We start from the raw sequence: 20,783 nt of genomic DNA, 5'->3' as shown, positions 1-20,783 counted from the left end.
TTGAACTGAATTATGCCAGCGGCGGAATGCGCAGAACCTGACCCGGATAGATTTTATCCGGCGAGGTTAGCATTGGCTTATTGGCTTCAAAGATTTTCGGGTTTTTATCACCGTGGCCTTTGCCATACTGGGCTTCAGCGATTTTCCAGAGATTGTCGCCCTTTTTCACCGTGTAGAAAACCGGTGCAGCGCCATCAGCAGTGCCCTCAACTTTAAGCTCGGACGCTTCAACTTTGGAAACACCGAGGGAGTTACCGACAGCAATAATCGCTTTTTCAAAAGCGGACTGATCTTTGACATTGCCTGTCAGCACAGCTTTATCGCCCTGAACGGAGACCTGTACATCACCGGTGCCGAGATTATGCGAATCCAGCTCTTTTTTCAGATCATCTGCATTCGGCTCATCATCACCAAAGCCAAGTTTGGTACCAACCGATTTCACAAAATCAAATATGCCCATTCCGTTTCTCCTTTTGGCGTCAGATATCATCCGGTTAAAGAATATAGGCAGATAAATGAATTAAGAAAGCCGGTTGTTTAAAATAATAGCAACCCTGTCAAATTAATCAGATTTGATACGCTGGCGCATTTTTTTGACGTCAGCACGTCCTGATTTTGCTTTCAGACGCCGCTCGACAGACCCTTTGGTGGGTTTGGTCTTTCTGCGAGGCGGCGGTGGCGGCTTGGCAGCCTCTACAATCAGAGCAATCATACGATTGCGTGCATCTTCGCGGTTTTTCTCCTGACTGCGAAAGCGGCTGGCTTCAATCAGGATTTCGCCGTCTTTATTCGCGCGCTGCCCTGCAAGGCTGATGAGGCGCGCATAGACATCTTCCGGCAGTCCGGCTTGCGAGGCTGCAAAGCGCAGTTGCACCGCAGTGGATACCTTATTCACATTCTGCCCGCCGGGACCTGAAGAGCGGATAAAGCTCTCCTCCAGCAGATTTTCATGAATACTGATCCGGTTGGTAATGCGGATAAGATGTTTATTTTGTTCCGTCATAGCCGCTTATAGCGGAATATCTGAAATCTGCGAAGGCAACGGCAGAAATAAAAACGGTGCCATAAAGGCACCGTTCTTAATTTTAGAAATGCAGATTTATTTATTCAGCAGCAATTGCCAGAACCGGTGCAGCTGAACGAACTTCTGCATCCACATGGTCTTCAAACTTGCCGAAGTTGGTGATGAACATATTGGCAAGTTTCTTAGCTTGTGCATCATAGGCTTCTTTGTCAGCCCATGTTGAACGCGGATCCAGAATCTTCGAATCTACGCCCGGAACAGCTACAGGAACTTCAAAACCGAAGTTAGGGTCTGTGCGGAACTCTGCACCATTGAGCGAACCGTCAAGCGCTGCGGAGAGCAGGGCGCGTGTTGCCTTGATCGGCATACGGTTGCCGGTGCCGTAAGCACCACCGGTCCAGCCAGTGTTGACCAGCCAGCAGTCAACTTTGTGCTCAGCAATCAGTTTGCGTAGCAGATCACCATATTCCGACGGATGGCGCGGCATGAAAGGCGCACCAAAGCAGGTGGAGAAGGTTGCTTCCGGCTCGGTCACACCTTTTTCAGTGCCGGCAACCTTAGCGGTATAACCGGACAGGAAGTGGTACATGGCCTGAGCAGGGGTCAGCTTGGCAATCGGAGGCATCACGCCGAACGCATCAGCAGTCAGCATGATAACATTCTTAGGCTGACCGGCAGTGCCTGTCTTGGATGCATTGGAGATGAAATCCAGCGGATAGGCTGCGCGGGTATTTTCCGTGCGCGAACCATCGTTGAAATCCGGCTGGCGGCTTTCATCAAGAACAACATTTTCCAGCACGGTGCCGAAGCGCTGTGTTGTGGAATAAATTTCCGGTTCAGCTTCTGCCGAGAGACGGATGGTCTTGGCGTAGCAACCGCCTTCAAAATTGAAGATGCCGTTTTCGCTCCAGCCGTGTTCATCATCACCGATCAGCGTGCGTGTCGGATCAGCGGAGAGGGTGGTTTTACCGGTGCCGGACAGACCGAAGAACACAGCTGTATCACCATTCGGCGCTTCATTAGCCGAGCAATGCATCGGCATGATGCCTTTTGCAGGCAGAATGTAGTTGAGTGCGGTAAAGACCGACTTCTTCATTTCACCGGCATAGGACGTACCGCCGATCAGCACAACTTTATTGACCAGATCGCAGGCAATCACAGTTTCAGTGCGGCAGCCGTATTTTTCAGGATCAGCGCGGAAGGATGGCAGATCAATAATGGTCATTTCCGGCATGAAGCTCTGCAGAGCAGCAATTTCAGGACGGATCAGCAGGTTGCGGATGAACAGCGAGTGCCATGCAAATTCGGTAACAACGCGAACCTTGATATTGTGCTCAGCGTCGGCGCCGCCGATCAGATCCTGAACAAACAATTCTTTGCCTTTGGCATGCTCGATGAAATCGGCATGCAGCTTGGCAAAGTTTTCCGGGCTCATCGGCTTGTTGTTATCCCACCAGATCTGATCTTCGGTGGTCGCATCGCGCACAACGAATTTGTCTTTAGGGCTGCGGCCGGTATGCTGACCGGTCACGGCCATCAATGCACCTTGTGCTGTCAGGGTCGATTCACCACGGCGGATCGACTCTTCATAAAGCTGGGCGGGCCCAAAATTATAATAGACCGCGGCGAGGTCATTTAGCCCCGTCGTTGCAATGGAAGCAGCTGGGTTGCGATTGCCAGTCTCGATCATAATTTTCACTCGCAGTTTTTAGTGGTTGGTCGACAGCGCATTTTCTCTCCGCGCTAAGGCAAAGTCACAACCAGATTAGCGAGACAATTTCAAATCTTTAATCGTTTAAAATTTTTTTAAATTTTTTTAAATCGGTTATATGGCAATTTATTTTACGACTATCCACATAAGGAAGGCATCTGTTGCGGACATAAATTGCAGGTAAAGCATGAGAGAAAGCCGTCTCGCCTTACTTTGTACTTAATTTGTCCTGCTTAAAAGACGTGCTATATAAAGAATGATCGTTGAAGATAATTGAGGAGAAGCGACCTGATGAGGGAAGTTCCGGTAACACAGACCATTGCGCTTGTAGATGATGATCGCAATATCCTGACTTCTGTTTCCATTGCTCTGGAGTCGGAAGGCTATCGGGTCGAGACCTATACAGACGGCGCTTCAGCGCTTGATGGTCTGATGGCACGTCCGCCAAATCTTGCAATTTTTGATATTAAAATGCCGCGTATGGATGGTATGGAGCTGCTCCGCCGCCTGCGCCAGAAATCTGATCTGCCGGTGATCTTCCTGACATCGAAAGATGATGAGATTGATGAATTATTCGGCCTGAAAATGGGTGCGGATGATTTTATTACCAAGCCGTTCTCCCAGCGTTTGCTGGTTGAGCGTGTTAAAGCGGTACTGCGCCGTGTAGCTGCCCGAGAGGGTGCGGTTAAAAATCCGGGACAGCCGACAAAATCTTTGCAGCGCGGTCAGCTGGAAATGGATCAGGAACGCCATACCTGCACATGGAAGGGCGAGCCGGTCACACTCACAGTCACCGAATTTCTGATCCTGCACTCATTGGCACAGCGCCCGGGTGTTGTTAAAAGCCGCGATGCGTTGATGGATGCGGCCTATGACGAGCAGGTCTATGTGGATGACCGCACGATCGACAGTCATATCAAGCGCCTGCGTAAGAAGTTCAAAGTTGTTGATGATGATTTTGAAATGATTGAGACGCTTTACGGTGTTGGCTATCGCTTCCGCGAAGCGTAACCGCTTCGCAATATAAGAAAGCACGAAGCGTAAAGCTCACAAATATAGCTGATATAAAAAGCACGGAGCGGTTATAATGCATCGCATAACCGCTCTGTCTTGTTTGCTGAAGGAACAGATCATCCTCAATGGTCGCTGAAACTGAAAACAGAAGCACATTGCGTCGCAAAGAGCGTCTTGCGCGCCGTCAGCGTTCGCTTGTCTGGCGACGCCTGTTTTCTCCGGTTCGCCGGACATTGGGAAATTATGTGTTTTCCAGTCTGACCAAGCGTATTCTGTTTCTCAATCTTGCAGCCCTTGCGGTGCTGGTTTCGGGGATCATGTATCTCAACCAGTTTCGTGATGGACTGGTGGATGCGAAGATCGAAAGTCTTCTGACGCAGGGTAAAATTATTGCGGCTTCCATTGCCTCATCGGCAAGTGTTGATACCAATTCGATTATGATTGATCCGGATAAACTGCTGGAACTGCAGGCCGGACAGAGCATTACCCCATCACCGGATTCACCGGACAACTGGGAGTTTCCGATCAATCCGGAAAAAGTGGCACCTCTGCTGCGCACACTGATTTCTCCGACCAGTACGCGCGCGCGCATCTACGATAATAATGCCAATATCCTGCTGGATTCGCGCCATCTCTATTCGCGCGGGCAGGTTTTGAGCTATGATTTGCCGGATCTGGATGAAGATGACCGCGGTTTCGGTGACCGTATCAGCACGTGGTTCAACAATCTGATCAACCGCAACAGTTTGCCGCTTTATCAGGAACAACCAGGCGGGAATGGTTCGGTTTATCCGGAAGTGATTACGGCTCTGACCGGTTCATCCGGCAAGGCACAGCGTCGCAATGAAAAAGGTGAGCTGGTCGTGTCGGTTGCCGTGCCGATCCAGCGCTACCGTGCGGTGCTCGGCGTGTTGCTGATGTCGACCGAGGGCGGAGACATTGACAAGATTGTTCGCGGTGAACGCAATGCGATCCTGCGCGTCTTTGTTGTTGTGTCGCTGGTTATGGTGATCCTGTCGCTGTTTCTGGCGTCAACTATCGCTAATCCGTTACGCCGATTGTCTGAAGCCGCTGATCGTGTGCGCCACGGGATTAAAGGCCGTGTGGAAATTCCGGATTATTCTGATCGTCAGGATGAGGTCGGACATCTTTCCACGTCTATCCGTGATATGACGGATGCACTTTATGCACGTATTGAAGCTATTGAGAGCTTCGCGGCAGATGTCAGCCATGAGCTGAAAAACCCGCTGACTTCTTTGCGCAGTGCGGTTGAAACCTTGCCGCTTGCGAAGACAGATAGTGCGAAAAACCGTCTTCTGGAGGTTATCCAGCATGATGTGCGGCGTTTAGATCGTCTGATCACTGATATTTCCGATGCATCGCGTCTGGATGCCGAGCTTGCCCGTGAACATACGGATCGGGTGGATATGCAGGCATTGCTCAATAATATTGTTGCGGCGGCCAGAGAAGTGCGGCGTAACAAAGTCGGCACAAAAATCCTGCTGGATATAGGTAAGCTGCCGAGCGGTGCAAAAGGCTTTTATCTGCCCGGACATGATCTGCGCATTGGTCAGGTTGTATCGAACCTGATTGAAAACGCCCGTAGCTTTGTGCCGGAAGATAATGGTGAAATCAGAATTTTTCTGAAACATAAGGGTGCAAAAATTCAGGTGACTGTTGAGGATAACGGACCCGGAATTGGCGCTGAAAATATTGAACGTATTTTTGAGCGTTTCTATACGGATCGTCCGTCCTCGGAAGCCTTTGGGCAGAATTCAGGTCTGGGGCTGTCAATCAGCCGGCAGATTATTGAAGCGCATGGCGGCACACTGACAGCATCGAATATTCTGGATCCTGAAAATCCCGAGCATTGGCTGGGCGCACGTTTCCTGATTGAATTGCCTGCGGAATTGCCGGAAAATACGAAGCGTCAACGCGGGCAGACGGCACAGAATACGGAAAATTGAATCACAAAGAACGGAGAAACACATGAATAATCCTGAAGGTTTTGTGTTTCACGCGACGTCTCTGGTTCTTGGCTCTTTTGGCATTTTACTGTGCGGGGCTTCCGGTTCAGGCAAATCATCTCTGGCGCTGACCCTGATCGAGCGCGCCCATCAGAACGGGCGCGTGGGGATGCTGATTTCCGATGATCAGACAATTATCAGCACGGAAAACGGGAACCTGATTGCTTCAGCACCTGATGCGATTGCCGGTGCGGTTGAAATTCGTGGTGCCGGCTTGTTTGAAGTGTCGTATCAACCGCAGGCTGAAATCAATTTATTGGTAGAGCTGCTGACAGCAGATAAAGCGCCGCGTTATCCGACAGATGAAAAACGTGAGCTGGTAGGTCTTATGCTGCCTGTTCTGACATTACCGGCGCTGGCTGGCGATTGCGATTCGCTGCAATGTGCACGGGCAATTGAAGCCACTTTATTTATGAAACGCTGGGGCAGCAGCAAATCTGTCTAAAATACAAGATTTTTTAACGACTGATTTATAATAAAAATATGTGTTTCAGTGCGGCATAACCGACGAAAGCCGCGAGGGGCTTTATTTTTTGCTTGCACTCATTATTCTCGGTGCCAACATAGAAGGTCTGGGTCAATATTGAAAATCTGAGCTGAAATTCAGGCAATATCGGCTACGGTTTTGTGTTTTAACGGATAAATGTTTGAATCTGTGGTTCAGATATAGCTTACAGGCTTTTATATTGTGAGCGCGACAATGGAAAAGCGACCAGCGGGAGCAGTTTAATAATGATCGGACTCGTGCTTGTTACGCACGGAAGGCTGGCCGAAGAGTTTCACCATGCTGTTGAGCATGTTGTCGGCCCTCAGGAAAATTTCGAAACCGTATGTATCGGTGCCGATGATGATATGGAAAAACGTCGTGAAGATATTGTCGCGGCGGTGAGCAAGGCTGATCAGGGGCAGGGTGTTATCATTCTGACCGATATGTTTGGCGGTACACCTTCAAATCTGGCAATCTCGGTTCTGGATGCAGGCAGAGTTGAAGTGATCGCAGGCGTTAATCTGCCAATGCTGATCAAGCTGACAAGTATACGCCAGTCCGATGATATGGAAGCATCTTTGCGCGAGGCGCAGGATGCCGGCCGTAAATATATTAATGTTGCCAGTCAGGTACTGACTAGCAAGTAATTAAGTCTGATACTGACGAGTAAATAACAAAATCAGGTGCTGACTTAACAAGTCAGACCTGACGGGAAAGCAAAATATGGCTCAGATTGCGGTCAGCGGGTGTTATGAGCCTGATAAGGCGGAAAGCCGGACGCTCACGATTGTGAACAAGCGCGGCTTGCACGCGCGGGCTTCAGCTAAATTTGTGCAATTGGTAGATAGTTTTAATGCGCATGTTCGTGTTGAGAAAGACGGCATGAGTGTTGGCGGCACATCTATCATGGGGCTGATGATGCTTGCGGCATCTCCGGGATGTTGCATTGAAGTCAGCGCCTGCGGCGTTGAGGCGGCAGCAGTTCTTGATGCTCTGGAGCAGCTGGTCGGTGATAAATTCGGCGAAGAATGCTGAATTCTCCCATATGAAACGCAAAAAAGCACCGGTTTTCCGGTGCTTTTTTATTGGCTGGCTCAGGTTACATAAAGATATAAAGATTGCCTTATATTTTATTTGAGCGCTCTTCCTTGATCTGCTACAAATCTTTTCAGATGAAATTGTAACAGCTGAAAGCGGAGTGCAGATGTCTGTATCGGGAGAATATATCATCAAGGATATCAGTCTGGCTGACTGGGGACGCAAAGAGATTGTCATTGCGGAAACAGAAATGCCGGGTTTGATGGCATCGCGTGAGGAATTCGGGCCGAAACAGACATTGAAGGGTGCACGGATTTCCGGCTCCCTGCACATGACTATTCAGACTGCCGTACTGATTGAAACACTTCAGGCGCTGGGTGCGGAAGTGCGTTGGGCGTCGTGCAATATTTTCTCGACACAGGATCATGCGGCGGCGGCAATTGCAGCTGAAGGCACACCGGTTTTTGCAATTAAGGGCGAAACACTGGAAGAATATTGGACCTATACGGATAAAATTTTCCAGTGGCCGGACGGTGAGCCTTCTAATCTGATCCTCGATGATGGCGGCGATGCCACCATGTATATTCTGATCGGAGCCCGTGCCGAGGCTGGTGAAGATGTGCTGTCTAAACCGGGCAGTGAAGAAGAGGAAATCCTCTTCGCCCAGATCAAAAAGCGCATGGGGGAAACGCCGGGCTTTTTCACCCGCCAGCGTGCGGCGCTGAAAGGCGTGACAGAAGAAACCACCACCGGTGTAAACCGTCTTTACCAGTTGCAGCGCTCCGGTCAGCTGCCTTTCCCTGCCATTAACGTCAATGACAGTGTAACCAAATCGAAATTCGACAATAAATACGGCTGCAAGGAATCGCTGGTGGACGGTATCCGCCGCGGCACCGATGTGATGATGGCCGGTAAGGTAGCTGTTGTCTGTGGCTATGGTGATGTGGGCAAGGGTTCTGCCCAGTCACTGCTGGGTGCCGGTGCGCGCGTGAAGGTTACGGAAGTTGATCCGATCTGCGCTTTGCAAGCAGCGATGGATGGTTTTGAAGTGGTGACCTTGGACGATGCCGCAGCGGATGCAGATATTGTCATCACCACAACCGGCAATAAAGATGTCATCACCATCGAGCATATGCGCAAGATGAAAGACATGGTGATTGTCGGCAATATCGGCCATTTTGATAATGAGATTCAGGTCGGCGCTCTGCGCAATCTGAAATGGACGAATATCAAGCCGCAGGTCGATATGATCACCTTCCCGGATGATAAACGTCTGATCCTGCTGTCTGAAGGCCGTCTGCTCAATCTCGGCAATGCGACCGGTCATCCGAGCTTTGTGATGTCTGCCTCTTTCACCAATCAGGTGCTGGGTCAGATCGAGCTGTTCACTCGTGGTGAGACTTACAAAAACGAAGTCTATGTGCTGCCGAAGCACCTTGATGAAAAGGTCGCTCGTCTGCATCTGGCCAAGCTTGGCGTTAAACTGACTGTGCTTTCTGAGGAACAGGCTGCATATATCGGCGTGACACCACAGGGGCCTTTCAAGTCAGATCACTACAGATATTAACTATAACTTAATCGACATACCACATATTGTAGCCGGAAGGATTGACATTCTTCCGGCTTTTATTTTTGCGCGCGCAGCGCTTCAAACGGATTCCCTGTAGCTGTATTGTGGTATGATTCGAAGATAATGGCAGAATTTTCTGCGCAGATTTTTAAACAGTTATGAAGCAGCAAATGCTGCGACGGAGAATATTAAGGCATGTCAGGTGTCGGCTCATTTCGAAATACAGGCTCTGCAATAGGCCGCAATTTTCGCAAAGCTCTGGCAGCGACAGCTTCATTTTCTTCTGTTTTGGCAGCAGGTCAGGCATTCGCACAAAGCTATGATATCGGGCGTATTCCGATGCCGGGTGGTAGCACCTTAGGTCCGAATGAAGTGGTGCAATTTGCCATTGTTGTGGGCGTCACCGGTGCCGCTCTTCTGTCGGTCAGCTGGATTATCCGCAGCCGCAACCGTGTGAACCGCGAAAATGCAGCTTTACGCGCACGTGTAGCCGATCTCAGCCATGCTGCAACGCGCAGTGAAACCCTGCTTAACTTAAAAGATCAGCGTATTGTGGTCTGGGCAGGGGCGGAACCTGCAAAGCGTGGCGCGACACAGCACAATGTTCAGACAGAAGTGCTGGGACAGTTGCCGGTTGCCAGCGGTGTGCCGCAGGATCAGGCCGCGTTTTTAAGTTTCGGGCGCTGGCTGCGCACCGATTCCGTGGTGGCACTGGAGCGCGCGATTTTATCGCTGCGTGAATATGGCCGCTCTTTTGATTTTCTGGTTGAGACCAATAATGGCACCATGCTGGAAGTGCAGGGACAGACAACCGGTGCCTATGCTATCACCCGCTTTATTAATGTTGATGGTGTTCAGGCAAGAGCCGCGCAATTGCAGGCGCAGAATAATGAACTGTCCGAAACACTGACGATGCTTCATGCGCTGCTGAACCGTCTTGATCAGACGGTATGGACTCGCGATATCGACGGGCGTCTGAACTGGGCGAATAATGCCTATGTGCAGGCTGTCGGTGCGAATGATCTGGATCAGGTGCTTCATGAGGGGCGGGAACTGCTGGGTGAGCAGGCGCGTCAGAAGATTGAGCGTGAGCGTGTATTGTCTGCCGATCTGAGCCATCAGCCAGCCCAGCAGTTAGCAATCGCGCAGTCCAGTCAGCAAGGCGCATCTATTGCGACTTTCCGCGACCGTTTGGCGACTGTTATCGATGGTGACCGCCATATGCTGGATGTGGCGGAGGTTTCATGCTCTGCCGGTTCTGCCGGTTTTGCAGCTAATATGAGCGATCTGGAGCAGGTGCGGGCGGAATTGCAGCGCACCTTGCGTAGCCATGCGGAAACGCTGGATCAGCTTTCAACAGCTGTGGCGATTTTTGATCCTGAAATGAAGTTGCAATTCTTCAATCAGGCCTTTGCCAAATTATGGTCGCTGGATATCGCCTATCTGGAAAGCCGCCCGAGCAATGCCATGCTGTTTGATGGGTTGCGCAGTGACGGTAAATTGCCGGAGCAGCCGGAATGGCGCCGCTGGAAAGAATCCATGCTGTCGGCTTATCGCGCTGTTGACCCGCAGGAGCATTGGTGGCACTTGCCGGACAGCCGTACATTGCGCGTGGTGGCCAATCCGCATCCGCAGGGCGGTGTGACATGGTTTTTCGAGAATATGACCGAGAAATTCGATCTCGAAAGCCGGTATAATACTTTGATGAAAGTTCAGGGTGAAACGCTGGATCATCTTGCGGAAGGTGTGGCCGTTTTTGGCGCAGACGGGCGCATTCGCCTGTCCAATCCGGCCTTTGCCGAATTGTGGTCGCTCCCTCCGGCAATTGCCGTGGAAGGCACGCATATTTCGGTCATTCGTAAACAATGCGAAAAACTGGCAGACGACCGCCATTGGGATGAGTTCGTTTCTGCGGTCACCGGCTTTGCGGATAAGCGTGAAGCCACGCAGGGGCAAGCGGAACTGTCCAATGGCACGATCTTGTCTTATGCCGTTGTGCCGTTGCCAAAAGGTCAGATGATGCTGACCTTTGTGGATGTGTCGGATACGGTGCATGTGGAGCGTGCGCTGAAAGACAAGAACGAAGCGCTGGAACTGGCTGACCAGATCAAGAATGATTTCGTTCAGCACGTCTCCTATGAGCTGCGCTCACCGCTGACCAATATTATCGGCTTTACAGAGCTGTTGCAGACACCGGGCTTTGGTGAGCTGAACAACCGTCAGCGCGAATATGTTGAACATATCAGCACATCATCTCTGACCCTGCTGACCATCGTGAATGATATTCTGGATCTGGCAACGGTGGATGCCGGTATTATGGAGCTGGATGTCAGCGATGTACCAGTGCGCGAGGCGGTTGCCGCTGCCGGTGAGCGCGTGGCAGAGCGTATGCGCGAGCATAATATAGCATTACAGGTAGATATTGCGGACGATGTGGACAGCTTCCGGGGCGATGCCAATCGTGTGCATCAGGTGCTGTTCAATCTTCTGAGCAATGCGGCCAATTATGCGCCTGAAAATTCGGTTGTTGGTCTGGATGCGCGTCTTGACGGCGATCATATTCTGTTCAGTGTCCACGATAACGGGCCTGGCATGCCTAAAGAGGTGCTGGATACGGTGTTCAAACGCTTCCAGTCGCATAGCAATGGCGGTCGTCGTCGCGGTGCAGGGCTTGGCCTGTCGCTGGTGAAAAGCTTTGTAGAACTGCATGGCGGTACGGTTGATATCCGCACAGCGCCTTCATCGGGCACAACAGTCATTGTCCGTTTTCCGGTTGAGGCACGTCTCTATCGTGCGGCAGCGGAATAATAGGGTTCAGGCTATAGCTCTTCTCATAAAAACCTTTACTTTCATCATTTCCGGAGATGACCGGACATGGCATTTTAATAACGGAAGCTGGCATGGCTGATGAACAGGACAGCAGCACCCTCTATACAGTAGAGCTGGTGTTGGAAAATGAAGCGGCGATGATCCGTTTTGCGGAAGATATCGCACTGGCGCTCACCAAAGGCGATCTTGTTACGTTAAAAGGCGATCTGGGCGCAGGAAAATCCACTCTGGCACGCGCTATCATCCGCACCATAGCCAATGATGATTTTTATGAAGTGCCAAGCCCGACTTTTACGCTGGTACAGTCCTATCCTGAATTGCGTTTAGCCATTGCGCACACTGATCTTTATCGCCTGTCCTCGCCGGAAGAGCTGGATGAGCTGGGGCTGGATGAAGCGCTGGAAAGCGGGGCGGTGCTGGTGGAATGGCCGCAGCAGGGTGAGGGCGTTTTGCCTGCGCCGACAATTGCGATCAGCATTGACCATGAAGGCGATGGCCGCCGTTTGACGATGGAAGTCACTGCTAAAGCTGCACGGCGTATTTCCCGCTCGCTCGGCATCCGCAGTTTCTTGGAAAAATCCGACCGCCATCATGCCAGCCGCCGTTATCTGCTGGGCGATGCATCGCCACGTGGCTATGAGCTGATTACCAGTCAGAGCGGCACCGAAATCCTGATGAATGCACCGGCCATGCCTTATGATCCGCCGGTCAAAGACGGACGTCCGTATCGCCAGATTGCACATCTGGCAGAGAATATGGATGCTTTTGTTGCGATGAACCGGTTGCTGCGTGAAAAAGGTTTCCGCGCACCGGAAATTCTGGCGCTTAATCTTGATCGTGGTTTCCTTCTGATGGAGCATCTCGGCACAGAAGGCGTGCTGGATAGCGAAGGTAAACCAATCGCTGAGCGCTATGAGGCGGCGGCACGGATGCTGGCGCATCTGCATCAGCACGACTGGCCGCAGGATATTACGATCAGCGAAGACCGCGCACATCATCTGCATGTGTTTGACCGCGATGCGATGCTGATTGAAGCGGAATTGCTGCCCGTCTGGTATTTGCCGCATTTTCAGGGGCAGCCTGCCAATGAGAGCCAGACACAAAGCTTTGAGCAGGCATGGGACAGCGTATTCAAAAGCCTGGATAATGCAGAATATAATCTGCTGATGCGCGATTATCATTCGCCGAATATTCTCTGGCAGGATAAGGCTGATGGTATTGCCCGCCTAGGCATCATTGATTTTCAGGACGCGATGATCGGCCCGTCGGCCTATGATCTGGCATCTCTGGCAATGGATGCCCGCGTGACAATTGCGGATGAGCTTCAGGATCAAATTGTAGTGGCTTATTGTGATGAACGCCGCAAGCTGGCCAAAGCTTTTGACGAGGAATCCTTCCGCTCGGCCTATGCAATTATGGCGGCGCAGCGGAATACTAAAATTCTTGGCATTTTTGTGCGCCTGTTCAAGCGCGATGGTAAGCCGGCTTATTTGCAGCATCTGCCGCGTATTCAGGCCTATGCAGAGCGTGCCTTGCAGCATCCGGTGGTTGCACCGGTGCGCAAATGGTATCAGGACAATGGTCTTTTGCAGGATTAATACCCATGCCGGATAAGAAGAATTCAGAAGCATTCGCCCCTGATACAGCAATGGTATTAGCAGGGGGCTTGGGCACACGGATGCGCCCGCTAACCCTGACCACGCCAAAGCCGCTGATCGAAGTTGCAGGGCGCACTTTGATTGATCGCGGGCTGGATGCGCTGGTTGAGGCTGGCGTTAAAAAGGCCGTGATTAATGTGCATTATCTGGCCGATCAGATGGAAGAGCATCTGAAAACCCGTAATGACATTGCGATCACTATTTCCGATGAACGTGGGCTGTTGCTCGATTCCGCAGGTGGTATTGTCAAAGCCTTGCCGGAACTCGGAAACAAGACTTTTTATATCCTCAATGCCGATACATTTTGGGTGGATCAGCAAGATTCAAATTTAAATCGCCTCGCGCAAAGCTGGGATGAAAGCAGAATGGACATTCTGCTGATGCTGGCGGACCGGCATCATTCCACGGGTCATGAAGGGCGCGGAGATTTCCACCTCAATGAGGACGGCACATTGCGCCGTGTGCCGGTGGATGAGCGTTCCGATTATATCTATGCCGGTGCGGCGCTGGTTAATCCGCAGCTCTTTGCCGGTAAAGAAATCAGTGTTTCTTCTCTCAACAGCTATTTTAACGCGGCCATTGCCGCAGGCCGGCTTTACGGTATGGTCATGCAAGGCCATTGGCTGACTGTTGGTACGCCGGAAGCGATCGGCGAGGCTGAAGCGGCACTTTTGACACTCGCTTAAAACGATAATCAGTATCTGGGAGACGGGTCTATGAGCGAGCGGCGTCCGCGTCTTTATTCTATTGCATCGGGAACACCATTTCTGCCGCGTTTTGCCGATGCTTTGCTGAATGGTGAGCTGATCGAAGGTTTTGGCGCTGATGCAGGCAATCCGCTGGCGCTGGCAGACGCGGTCATCTATGTGCCGACACGTCGTGCAGCGCGTGCTCTTCGTGCTTTGCTGGTTGACCGGAATCCGGCTAATGCCGCTCTTTTGCCGTCTATCCGCCCGTTGGGTGATGTGGAGGAAAGTGCCGCGCTGTTTGACAGTGCTGCAGAGGAATTTCTTCAACTTGCCCCGCCGATGAGTGAGCCGGAGCGTTTGCTGTTGCTCGCGCAGCTTATTCGCCCGTGGCGGGAAAGCCTGCCGTCGCATATTCGTGCCCTGTTCGGTGCAGAGGATATTGCTATTCCGGCAACCACTGCTGATGCTATCTGGCTGGCACGCGATCTGGTGCGACTGATGGATCAGGTGGAGACGGAAGGCGCAAGCTGGAGCGAGCTTGGCCTGATTGCACCGGAAGAGCTTGCCGACTGGTGGCGGGTGACACTGCAATTTCTGGAAATTGTCACCAAAATCTGGCCGGATGTTCTGGCTGAGCGCAACCGTTCCAATGCATCACAGCACCGTAACTGGCTGATTGAGTTTGAAACGCAGCGGATGCAGAAAAATCCGCCGCAAGGCCCTGTGATTGTGGCCGGTTCCACCGGTTCTATTCCGGCAACGGCAAAACTGGTGGCAACTATTGCCCATCTGCCAAAGGGTGCCGTGGTGTTTCCGGGGCTGGATCGTGATCTGGACGAGAAGGCGTGGACGTTACTTGCTGACGGACTGAACAATCCGTCGACCTATGGCCACCCGCAATATGGTCTGCGCAAATTGCTGGATCAGATGCAATGCCGCCGTGAAGATGTGCAGCATCTGGAAATTATGAATCCGGCTAAGCGTATGCGTGAGCGCATTGTCAGTGAGGCCCTGCGTCCGGCAGAGACCACTGATCTATGGGGGCATTTGCAGCTCAATGCACAGGCTGTGCGCGATGCGATGCAGAATGTGGCACTGATCGAAACCGCCAATGAGCGTGAAGAAGCGCTGGCAGTGGCACTGGCGTTACGTGATGCGATTGAAGTACCGGATAAAACCGCAGCTTTGGTGACGGTTGACCGTAATCTGGCGCGGCGCGTGGTGCTGGAACTCACCCGTTTCGGCATTGATGCGGATGATTCCGGCGGTAAACTCCTGCGCGATACGGAAGCGGTTATTCTGCTGCGTCTGCTGATTACCTGTGTGTTTGAGCCGGGTGATCCGGTGGCATTGCTGGCATTGGCCAAGCATCCGCTGGTAAGGCTGGGGCAAAAGCGCGGTGATCTGCGTAGGCTCGCGGAAATGCTGGAACTGGTCGCGTTACGCGGTGGTACGGGCAGGGCGGATATTGCCGATCTGCCGGGCTTCCTTGAGCAGAAAATGATGGAAGCCTCCGCTAAGCCTTATGAACCGGCCTGGCAGGATAATATTGCGGCAGCAGAGCTACTTCAGTTGCAGACGTTCTGTGCGGCAATGACGGTGGCGGTGGCACCGCTGACCGATCTCATCCGCATTCAGGCGCGGATTGAAGTACCGCAGATTATGCGGGCGAGTGTCGAGGCACTGGAAAATCTGGCGCGCGATATCGATGATACGGTGCATCTGCTCTATCAGGGGCAGCAGGGCGAGCAGTTCAGTGCATTTCTGCGCCAGTTGATTGCCGCTGATACAGGGCTGGATTTTCTGCCCGAAGAATGGCCGGATATGTTTGAAGCGCTGCTGGCCAATGAAACAGTTAAGCCGCATCCGGGTGGTCATCCGCGTGTCTTTATCTGGGGTGCGCTGGAAGCACGTCTTCAGACGGTTGATACAGTGATTGTCGGCGGGTTGAATGAGGGGATCTGGCCAGCGAAAACCCGCAATGATCCGTTCATGTCGCGCCCGATGAAAGGTATGATCGCGCTTGATCCGCCGGAAGTGCGTACCGGCCTTGCCGCGCATGATTTTGCCATGGCAACAGGGATGGAGCAGGTGATTTTCTCCCGCTCGCAGCGCTCGGCCAATGCGCCGACTGTGCCGTCGCGCTGGTTGCTGCGACTGGAAACGGTAACGGGTAAAGCGGTAACAGACGCCATGCGTGAGCGCGGCGGTAAATATCTGCACTGGGCGCGTCTGCTCGATGTCAGCCCCGATGTGCCGTTTGTCTCGCGTCCGGAACCAAAGCCACCGGTGGATGCGCGACCGAAACATTTCTCAGTCACAGAAATTGAAACGCTGCGCCGCGATCCTTATGCGATTTATGCCAAAAAAATTCTGCGTCTGCGTGCATTGGAACCGCTGATCCGCGATCCGGCTGCGGCTGAGCGCGGAACGCTGTTTCATGACATTCTCGGCGAATTTACCCGCCGTGATATTGATCCTCTGTCACCTCAGGCGGAAGAAGAATTGTTGGAAATCGGGCGCGGTGCTTTTACCGATGCTGATCTGCCGCCGGAGATTGAAGCCGTGTGGTGGCCGCGTTTTACCGCACTGATACCGGAGTTCTTGCACTGGGAGCGTGAGCGGGCACCTTATGTGCGTGAGCGTCATGCGGAGATTTCCTCGGCAAAAGCGGTGGTCGAGCCGTTGGCCGTGACACTGTCGGGCCGTGCTGACCGTATTGATGTGATGCGTGACGGCACGACGGTGGTGATTGATTATAAGACCGGCTCCACACCATCGGTGCGGCAAGCCCATGTGCTGCTCTCACCACAGCTGGCGCTGGAAGCGGCTTTGCTTCGCCGTGGTGCATTTAAAGAGATCGGCCAGAGCGATGCCCAGGATTTGCTTTATGTGCGTTTACAGGGCGGCGGAAGGCTCAAACCGGAATCCATTCTCAGTACCGATCGCGGTGCCAGCGTGAAAACCGCTGTGGAACTGGGTGAAGAATCGTGGACGCGCCTCGGTGAATTACTGGCGGAATATAATCGCGAGGAGCAGGGCTATCGTTCCCGTGCTTTGCCGTTCCGTGAAAGTGATCTGACGGGTGATTATGATCATCTGGCGCGTGTTCTGGAATGGTCTGCCGGTGGTGCTGAAGAAAGCGGTGATGCATGACAAAACTCAAATTTATCATCCCGCAGGAAACCATTGATGCACAGGCCAAGGCCGCAAACCCTTACGACTCCGTCTGGGTATCGGCCAATGCCGGTTCCGGCAAAACCCATGTTCTGACAGAGCGGGTGATCCGGCTGCTGCTGGAGGGTACAGACCCGTCCAAAATCCTTTGTCTGACCTATACTAAAGCTGCCGCGGCAGTGATGCAGAACCGCGTTTTCCAGCGCTTGTCGGAATGGGCGGTGCTGGACGATGAGGGCTTGAGTAAAAAGCTCAAAGATCTGGAAAAGCGCGAACCCGATGCAATCCGTCTTGAAATTGCACGGCGCTTGTTTGCCCGTGCTTTAGAAACACCGGGCGGTCTGAAAATTCAGACCATTCACGCTTTTTGTGAATCCATCCTGCACCAGTTTCCGCTTGAAGCGAATATTGCTGGTCATTTTGAAATGCTCGACGATATGATGCAGACGGCGCTGGTGGGCGAAGCACGGCGGCAATTGCTGGAAGTGGCCTCCACCTCTGCCCATGCGGGTCTGGCTGAAGCTTTTGCTACGGTGTTGGAAACTGCCGGTGAAATGGGGCTGGAAAACCTGCTGGATGAAGCGGTGTCCAAGCGCCATGCCTTGCATGGATTTATTCGGCAGACCGGCGTTGCGGAAACCCGTCAGGATGTTTTCTACCGTCATTTCGGCTTTGATCCGGAAGACACTGAAGCCGATATTCTCTCCGATCTCTGGCCGGTGGCTGAGTTTTCCGAAGATGTGCTGGATGCGGTGATGAACCTGCGCAAGCCTGCTGCCCGTGCGCAGGATGTGGTGCTGCAATTGCGAATGATCAAACCGCAGACCACACCGGCACAAATGCAGGAGATTCTGCGCAAGGCATTCCTCAAATCCACAGGCGAGCCGAAAAACGGCTCATGGGTGGCAACCGCTGCAGTCAAAGCAGAATTACCGGATTTCGAAGACGACTTTAACCGCGTTGCTGCCGATATTCATGAAGGGCTCGACCGGCTTAAACTGCTGAAGCTGATCCGGCTCAATCTTGCGGCTTTCACACTGATTGATGATCTGCTGTCGCGCTATGAGAAGATGAAACGCAATCGCGGATTGCTGGATTTTGACGATCTGATTAACCGCACCGTCTCATTGCTGTCACGCAACGGCGCGGGCATGTGGGTGCAGTATAAGCTTGATCGCGGTATCGACCATATTCTGGTGGATGAAGCGCAGGATACCAGCCCTGAGCAGTGGCAGGTGATTAATATGCTCTCGGCGGAGTTCTTCTCCGGCTCGGGGCAACGTGCCGTGCGCCGTACCCTTTTTGCGGTGGGCGATGAAAAACAGTCGATCTATTCGTTTCAGGGCGCACGTCCTGAGGATTTTGCGGCGACAGGTAAAGCTGTTTCACGCATGGCAGCCCGTGCGGAATTGAGCTTTGAAAAAGTCAGCCTCAATTTCTCTTTCCGCTCCACACCGGATGTATTGTCGGCGGTGGACACGGTGTTTTCGCGCGAAGAAGCTTTTCGCGGACTTGGCATCGAGCGGCAGCCGACCATTCATGCGGCGATCCGTTCCAATGATGCTGGTGAGGTTGAGGTCTGGGATATTCTGACGCCTGAAAAGGTTGAAGAGGTTGAGGATTGGCGTACACCGATTGATCAGTTGCCGGCACCGGCCGTCAAGCTGGCGGAGCAAATTGCCACGACCATCCGCCACTGGCTGGATACGGGCGAGCCGATCCACGGCAAAGGGCGGCGCATGGAGCCGCGCGATATTATGGTGCTGGTGCGCAAGCGTGATTTGTTCATGCCTGCACTTTCCCGTGCATTGAAAAATCGTGGTGTGCCGGTGGCCGGTGCTGACCGCCTGCGCCTGACCAGCCATATCGGGATTAAAGATCTGATGGCTGTCGGGCGTTTTGTGCTGCAACCGGCGGATGATTTATCACTGGCAAGTGTGCTGAAAAGCCCGCTGTTTGGTTTGACCGAGGAGCAGCTTTATCGTCTTGCAAAGCCGCGCGGGACAAAACAGACGCTTTATACAGCAATGGAGAAGCTGGGTGAAGGTGATGCGCCGGATGCAGGTGCATGGCAGGTGCTGTACACAAAACTGCGTCGCTGGCGCAATATGGCCGATACAATGCCGGTCTTTGAGTTCTATGCCCGTATTCTTGGACAGGATGGCGGGCGGCGTAAATTGCTGGCGCGGCTCGGGCCGGAAGCCGGTGATGTGATCGACGAGTTTCAGAACTACGCTTTGGCAACCGAGCGCAGTGGTTTGCCAGGGCTACAGGCCTTTCTGGAAACGCTGGAGGCGGCTTCGCCGGAGATCAAGCGTGAACTGGATCAGAACCGCGATGAAGTGCGTATCATGACAGTTCATGCCTCCAAGGGGTTGGAAGCGGCTGTGGTTTTCATGGTTGATCCCGGCAATGCCGCATGGTCAGCAGGACGTGCACCGAAGCTCCTGAGCTTTGATATGGCCGAGCCTGACGGTTATGAAGGCAAGGGATTTCTCTGGCTGCCGAAAAGTGATTACGGCACCGGTTTTACAGCGGAGCTGCTGGAGGAGCTTAAAACCCGCTCTGAGGAAGAATATCGCCGTTTGCTTTATGTCGGTATGACCCGTGCCGAAGACCGGCTGATTCTGTGTGGTTATCGCGGTGAACGTGAGAGCGAAAACACATGGTTGAAGCTGGCCGCTGACGGGCTGGGCGATGAGGCCGTGCCCTATGATCATCCGGTTGAGGGTGTGAGTGCGCGGCGATATCGCAAAACAGAACTGGCAGAACTGGAGATACAGGACAAAGCGGATGCATCTGAGACCGCCTATCCACAACTACCTGACCATTATCGCCGCCCGTTGGAACCGGAGCAGGGGCTGCCACGCCCGTTAACACCATCCGGCGCTTCCGCACTGATTGAGGCTGATGCCGAGCAGGTTGTGCGCAGCGGCTCGCCGGTTCTGGAGCAGGGCGCACAGAGTGAGGGCGGTGGCCGCAGTTTTGGCTTACAGCTCGGTACAGTGATCCACACATTGCTGCAACGTTTGCCGGATTTGCCTGCGGAACAACGCGAACAGGCAGCGCAGCGTTATCTGAATATTGCTGCCGGCGATTGGCATGAAGCGCAGCGCGAAAAAGCACTGGCAGCGGTCAGCACTATTCTGAATGATCCGCAATTTGCTGCGGTGTTTTCACCGGCCTCCAAAGCAGAAGTCTCATTAATGGGTAAACTGCAATTGCGAGGCAAAGAACAGGTTGTTTCGGGCCAGATTGACCGGATTTGTGTTGAAGACGACCGTGTGCTGATTGTCGATTATAAGAGCAACCGCCCTCCGGCACGCACGCAGCAGGAAGTGCCACAGGCCTATATTACTCAGCTTGCACTGTATCGCGCGCTGGTTGAGCCGCTTTATCCGCATAAACGTGTTGAGGCTGCATTGCTGTTCACGGAAGGGCCGCATCTGATAGTGCTGGATGAAACGGTGATGGAGCAGGCGCTGATTGCACTTGGCAAAGCTGTATGAACAGGCCGCTTCGAAAACTCATTTATTATCGTAGTTTCGGACGGATCGAA

Annotated in this window: 13 protein-coding genes and 1 pseudogene; 11 read left to right on the top strand and 3 right to left on the bottom strand. The window is 52.8% G+C overall.

Going from position 1 to position 20,783, the window contains the following annotated elements; all coding sequences use genetic code 11:
• Positions 1 to 10: 10 nt before the first annotated feature.
• From lysM to P8H26_RS06140, 3 genes are all read right to left on the bottom strand, one after another.
• Positions 11 to 460: a peptidoglycan-binding protein LysM gene (gene lysM / locus P8H26_RS06150; RefSeq protein WP_289632015.1), complete on the bottom strand. Its 450-nt coding sequence runs from the start codon at positions 458 to 460 to the stop codon at positions 11 to 13.
• Between the two features lie 102 nt (positions 461 to 562).
• Positions 563 to 1,003 carry an alternative ribosome rescue aminoacyl-tRNA hydrolase ArfB gene (arfB, locus tag P8H26_RS06145; RefSeq protein ID WP_289632014.1) on the bottom strand — a complete coding sequence of 147 codons (441 nt, stop codon included), beginning with the start codon at positions 1,001 to 1,003 and terminating at the stop codon, positions 563 to 565.
• Positions 1,004 to 1,103: 100 nt separating this feature from the next.
• Positions 1,104 to 2,714 carry a phosphoenolpyruvate carboxykinase gene (locus tag P8H26_RS06140; RefSeq protein ID WP_289632013.1) on the bottom strand — a complete coding sequence of 537 codons (1,611 nt, stop codon included), beginning with the start codon at positions 2,712 to 2,714 and terminating at the stop codon, positions 1,104 to 1,106.
• A 312-nt stretch (positions 2,715 to 3,026) separates the two neighbouring features.
• Here P8H26_RS06140 and P8H26_RS06135 point away from each other — a divergent pair, with 312 nt between their 5' ends.
• The 11 genes and pseudogenes from P8H26_RS06135 (at position 3,027) to addA (ending at position 20,733) form a co-directional block, all read left to right on the top strand.
• The gene (locus P8H26_RS06135; RefSeq protein WP_022709262.1) at positions 3,027 to 3,746 is read left to right on the top strand and encodes a response regulator transcription factor; all 720 of its coding nucleotides are present in this window, start codon (positions 3,027 to 3,029) and stop codon (positions 3,744 to 3,746) included.
• Between the two features lie 221 nt (positions 3,747 to 3,967).
• Positions 3,968 to 5,716: pseudogene (locus P8H26_RS06130) on the top strand (stimulus-sensing domain-containing protein); the annotation flags it as partial.
• A gap of 22 nt (positions 5,717 to 5,738) precedes the next feature.
• The gene (locus P8H26_RS06125) at positions 5,739 to 6,221 is read left to right on the top strand and encodes an HPr kinase/phosphorylase (RefSeq protein ID WP_289632011.1); all 483 of its coding nucleotides are present in this window, start codon (positions 5,739 to 5,741) and stop codon (positions 6,219 to 6,221) included.
• Positions 6,222 to 6,508: 287 nt separating this feature from the next.
• Entirely contained in the window at positions 6,509 to 6,910 is a 402-nt protein-coding gene (locus P8H26_RS06120; RefSeq protein ID WP_289632010.1) for a PTS sugar transporter subunit IIA, read from the top strand.
• A gap of 76 nt (positions 6,911 to 6,986) precedes the next feature.
• Positions 6,987 to 7,298 (top strand): HPr family phosphocarrier protein, encoded by a 312-nt coding sequence (locus P8H26_RS06115; RefSeq protein WP_289632009.1) that lies wholly within the window; start codon positions 6,987 to 6,989, stop codon positions 7,296 to 7,298.
• Positions 7,299 to 7,467: 169 nt separating this feature from the next.
• Positions 7,468 to 8,868 (top strand): adenosylhomocysteinase, encoded by a 1,401-nt coding sequence (gene ahcY / locus P8H26_RS06110; RefSeq protein WP_289632008.1) that lies wholly within the window; start codon positions 7,468 to 7,470, stop codon positions 8,866 to 8,868.
• Positions 8,869 to 9,066: 198 nt separating this feature from the next.
• Complete coding sequence (locus P8H26_RS06105; RefSeq protein ID WP_289632007.1) at positions 9,067 to 11,679, top strand: PAS domain-containing sensor histidine kinase; 2,613 nt, start codon at positions 9,067 to 9,069, stop codon at positions 11,677 to 11,679.
• A gap of 92 nt (positions 11,680 to 11,771) precedes the next feature.
• Entirely contained in the window at positions 11,772 to 13,298 is a 1,527-nt protein-coding gene (gene tsaE, locus P8H26_RS06100; protein ID WP_289632006.1) for a tRNA (adenosine(37)-N6)-threonylcarbamoyltransferase complex ATPase subunit type 1 TsaE, read from the top strand.
• Positions 13,299 to 13,303: 5 nt separating this feature from the next.
• Positions 13,304 to 14,044 carry a nucleotidyltransferase family protein gene (locus P8H26_RS06095; protein ID WP_289632005.1) on the top strand — a complete coding sequence of 247 codons (741 nt, stop codon included), beginning with the start codon at positions 13,304 to 13,306 and terminating at the stop codon, positions 14,042 to 14,044.
• 30 nt (positions 14,045 to 14,074) lie between these two features.
• Positions 14,075 to 17,203: a double-strand break repair protein AddB gene (gene addB / locus P8H26_RS06090; RefSeq protein WP_289632004.1), complete on the top strand. Its 3,129-nt coding sequence runs from the start codon at positions 14,075 to 14,077 to the stop codon at positions 17,201 to 17,203.
• Entirely contained in the window at positions 17,200 to 20,733 is a 3,534-nt protein-coding gene (addA, locus tag P8H26_RS06085) for a double-strand break repair helicase AddA (RefSeq protein WP_289632003.1), read from the top strand. The genes addB and addA overlap by 4 nt, the downstream gene beginning before the upstream one ends.
• Positions 20,734 to 20,783 lie beyond the last annotated feature (50 nt).

It is taken from the genome of Pseudochrobactrum sp. sp1633 (assembly GCF_030376605.1).
Lineage (GTDB): Bacteria > Pseudomonadota > Alphaproteobacteria > Rhizobiales > Rhizobiaceae > Pseudochrobactrum.
Note: the sequence above shows the minus strand (reverse complement) of the source record. Positions and strands in the feature narration are given on the sequence as shown.

Coding starts and splice junctions, on each gene's coding strand:
- lysM (WP_289632015.1), bottom strand. CDS start 460: ATGGGCATATTTGATTTTGTGAAATCGGTTGGTACCAAACTTGGCTTT.
- arfB (WP_289632014.1), bottom strand. CDS start 1,003: ATGACGGAACAAAATAAACATCTTATCCGCATTACCAACCGGATCAGT.
- P8H26_RS06140 (WP_289632013.1), bottom strand. CDS start 2,714: ATGATCGAGACTGGCAATCGCAACCCAGCTGCTTCCATTGCAACGACG.
- P8H26_RS06135 (WP_022709262.1), top strand. CDS start 3,027: ATGAGGGAAGTTCCGGTAACACAGACCATTGCGCTTGTAGATGATGAT.
- P8H26_RS06125 (WP_289632011.1), top strand. CDS start 5,739: ATGAATAATCCTGAAGGTTTTGTGTTTCACGCGACGTCTCTGGTTCTT.
- P8H26_RS06120 (WP_289632010.1), top strand. CDS start 6,509: ATGATCGGACTCGTGCTTGTTACGCACGGAAGGCTGGCCGAAGAGTTT.
- P8H26_RS06115 (WP_289632009.1), top strand. CDS start 6,987: ATGGCTCAGATTGCGGTCAGCGGGTGTTATGAGCCTGATAAGGCGGAA.
- ahcY (WP_289632008.1), top strand. CDS start 7,468: ATGTCTGTATCGGGAGAATATATCATCAAGGATATCAGTCTGGCTGAC.
- P8H26_RS06105 (WP_289632007.1), top strand. CDS start 9,067: ATGTCAGGTGTCGGCTCATTTCGAAATACAGGCTCTGCAATAGGCCGC.
- tsaE (WP_289632006.1), top strand. CDS start 11,772: ATGGCTGATGAACAGGACAGCAGCACCCTCTATACAGTAGAGCTGGTG.
- P8H26_RS06095 (WP_289632005.1), top strand. CDS start 13,304: ATGCCGGATAAGAAGAATTCAGAAGCATTCGCCCCTGATACAGCAATG.
- addB (WP_289632004.1), top strand. CDS start 14,075: ATGAGCGAGCGGCGTCCGCGTCTTTATTCTATTGCATCGGGAACACCA.
- addA (WP_289632003.1), top strand. CDS start 17,200: ATGACAAAACTCAAATTTATCATCCCGCAGGAAACCATTGATGCACAG.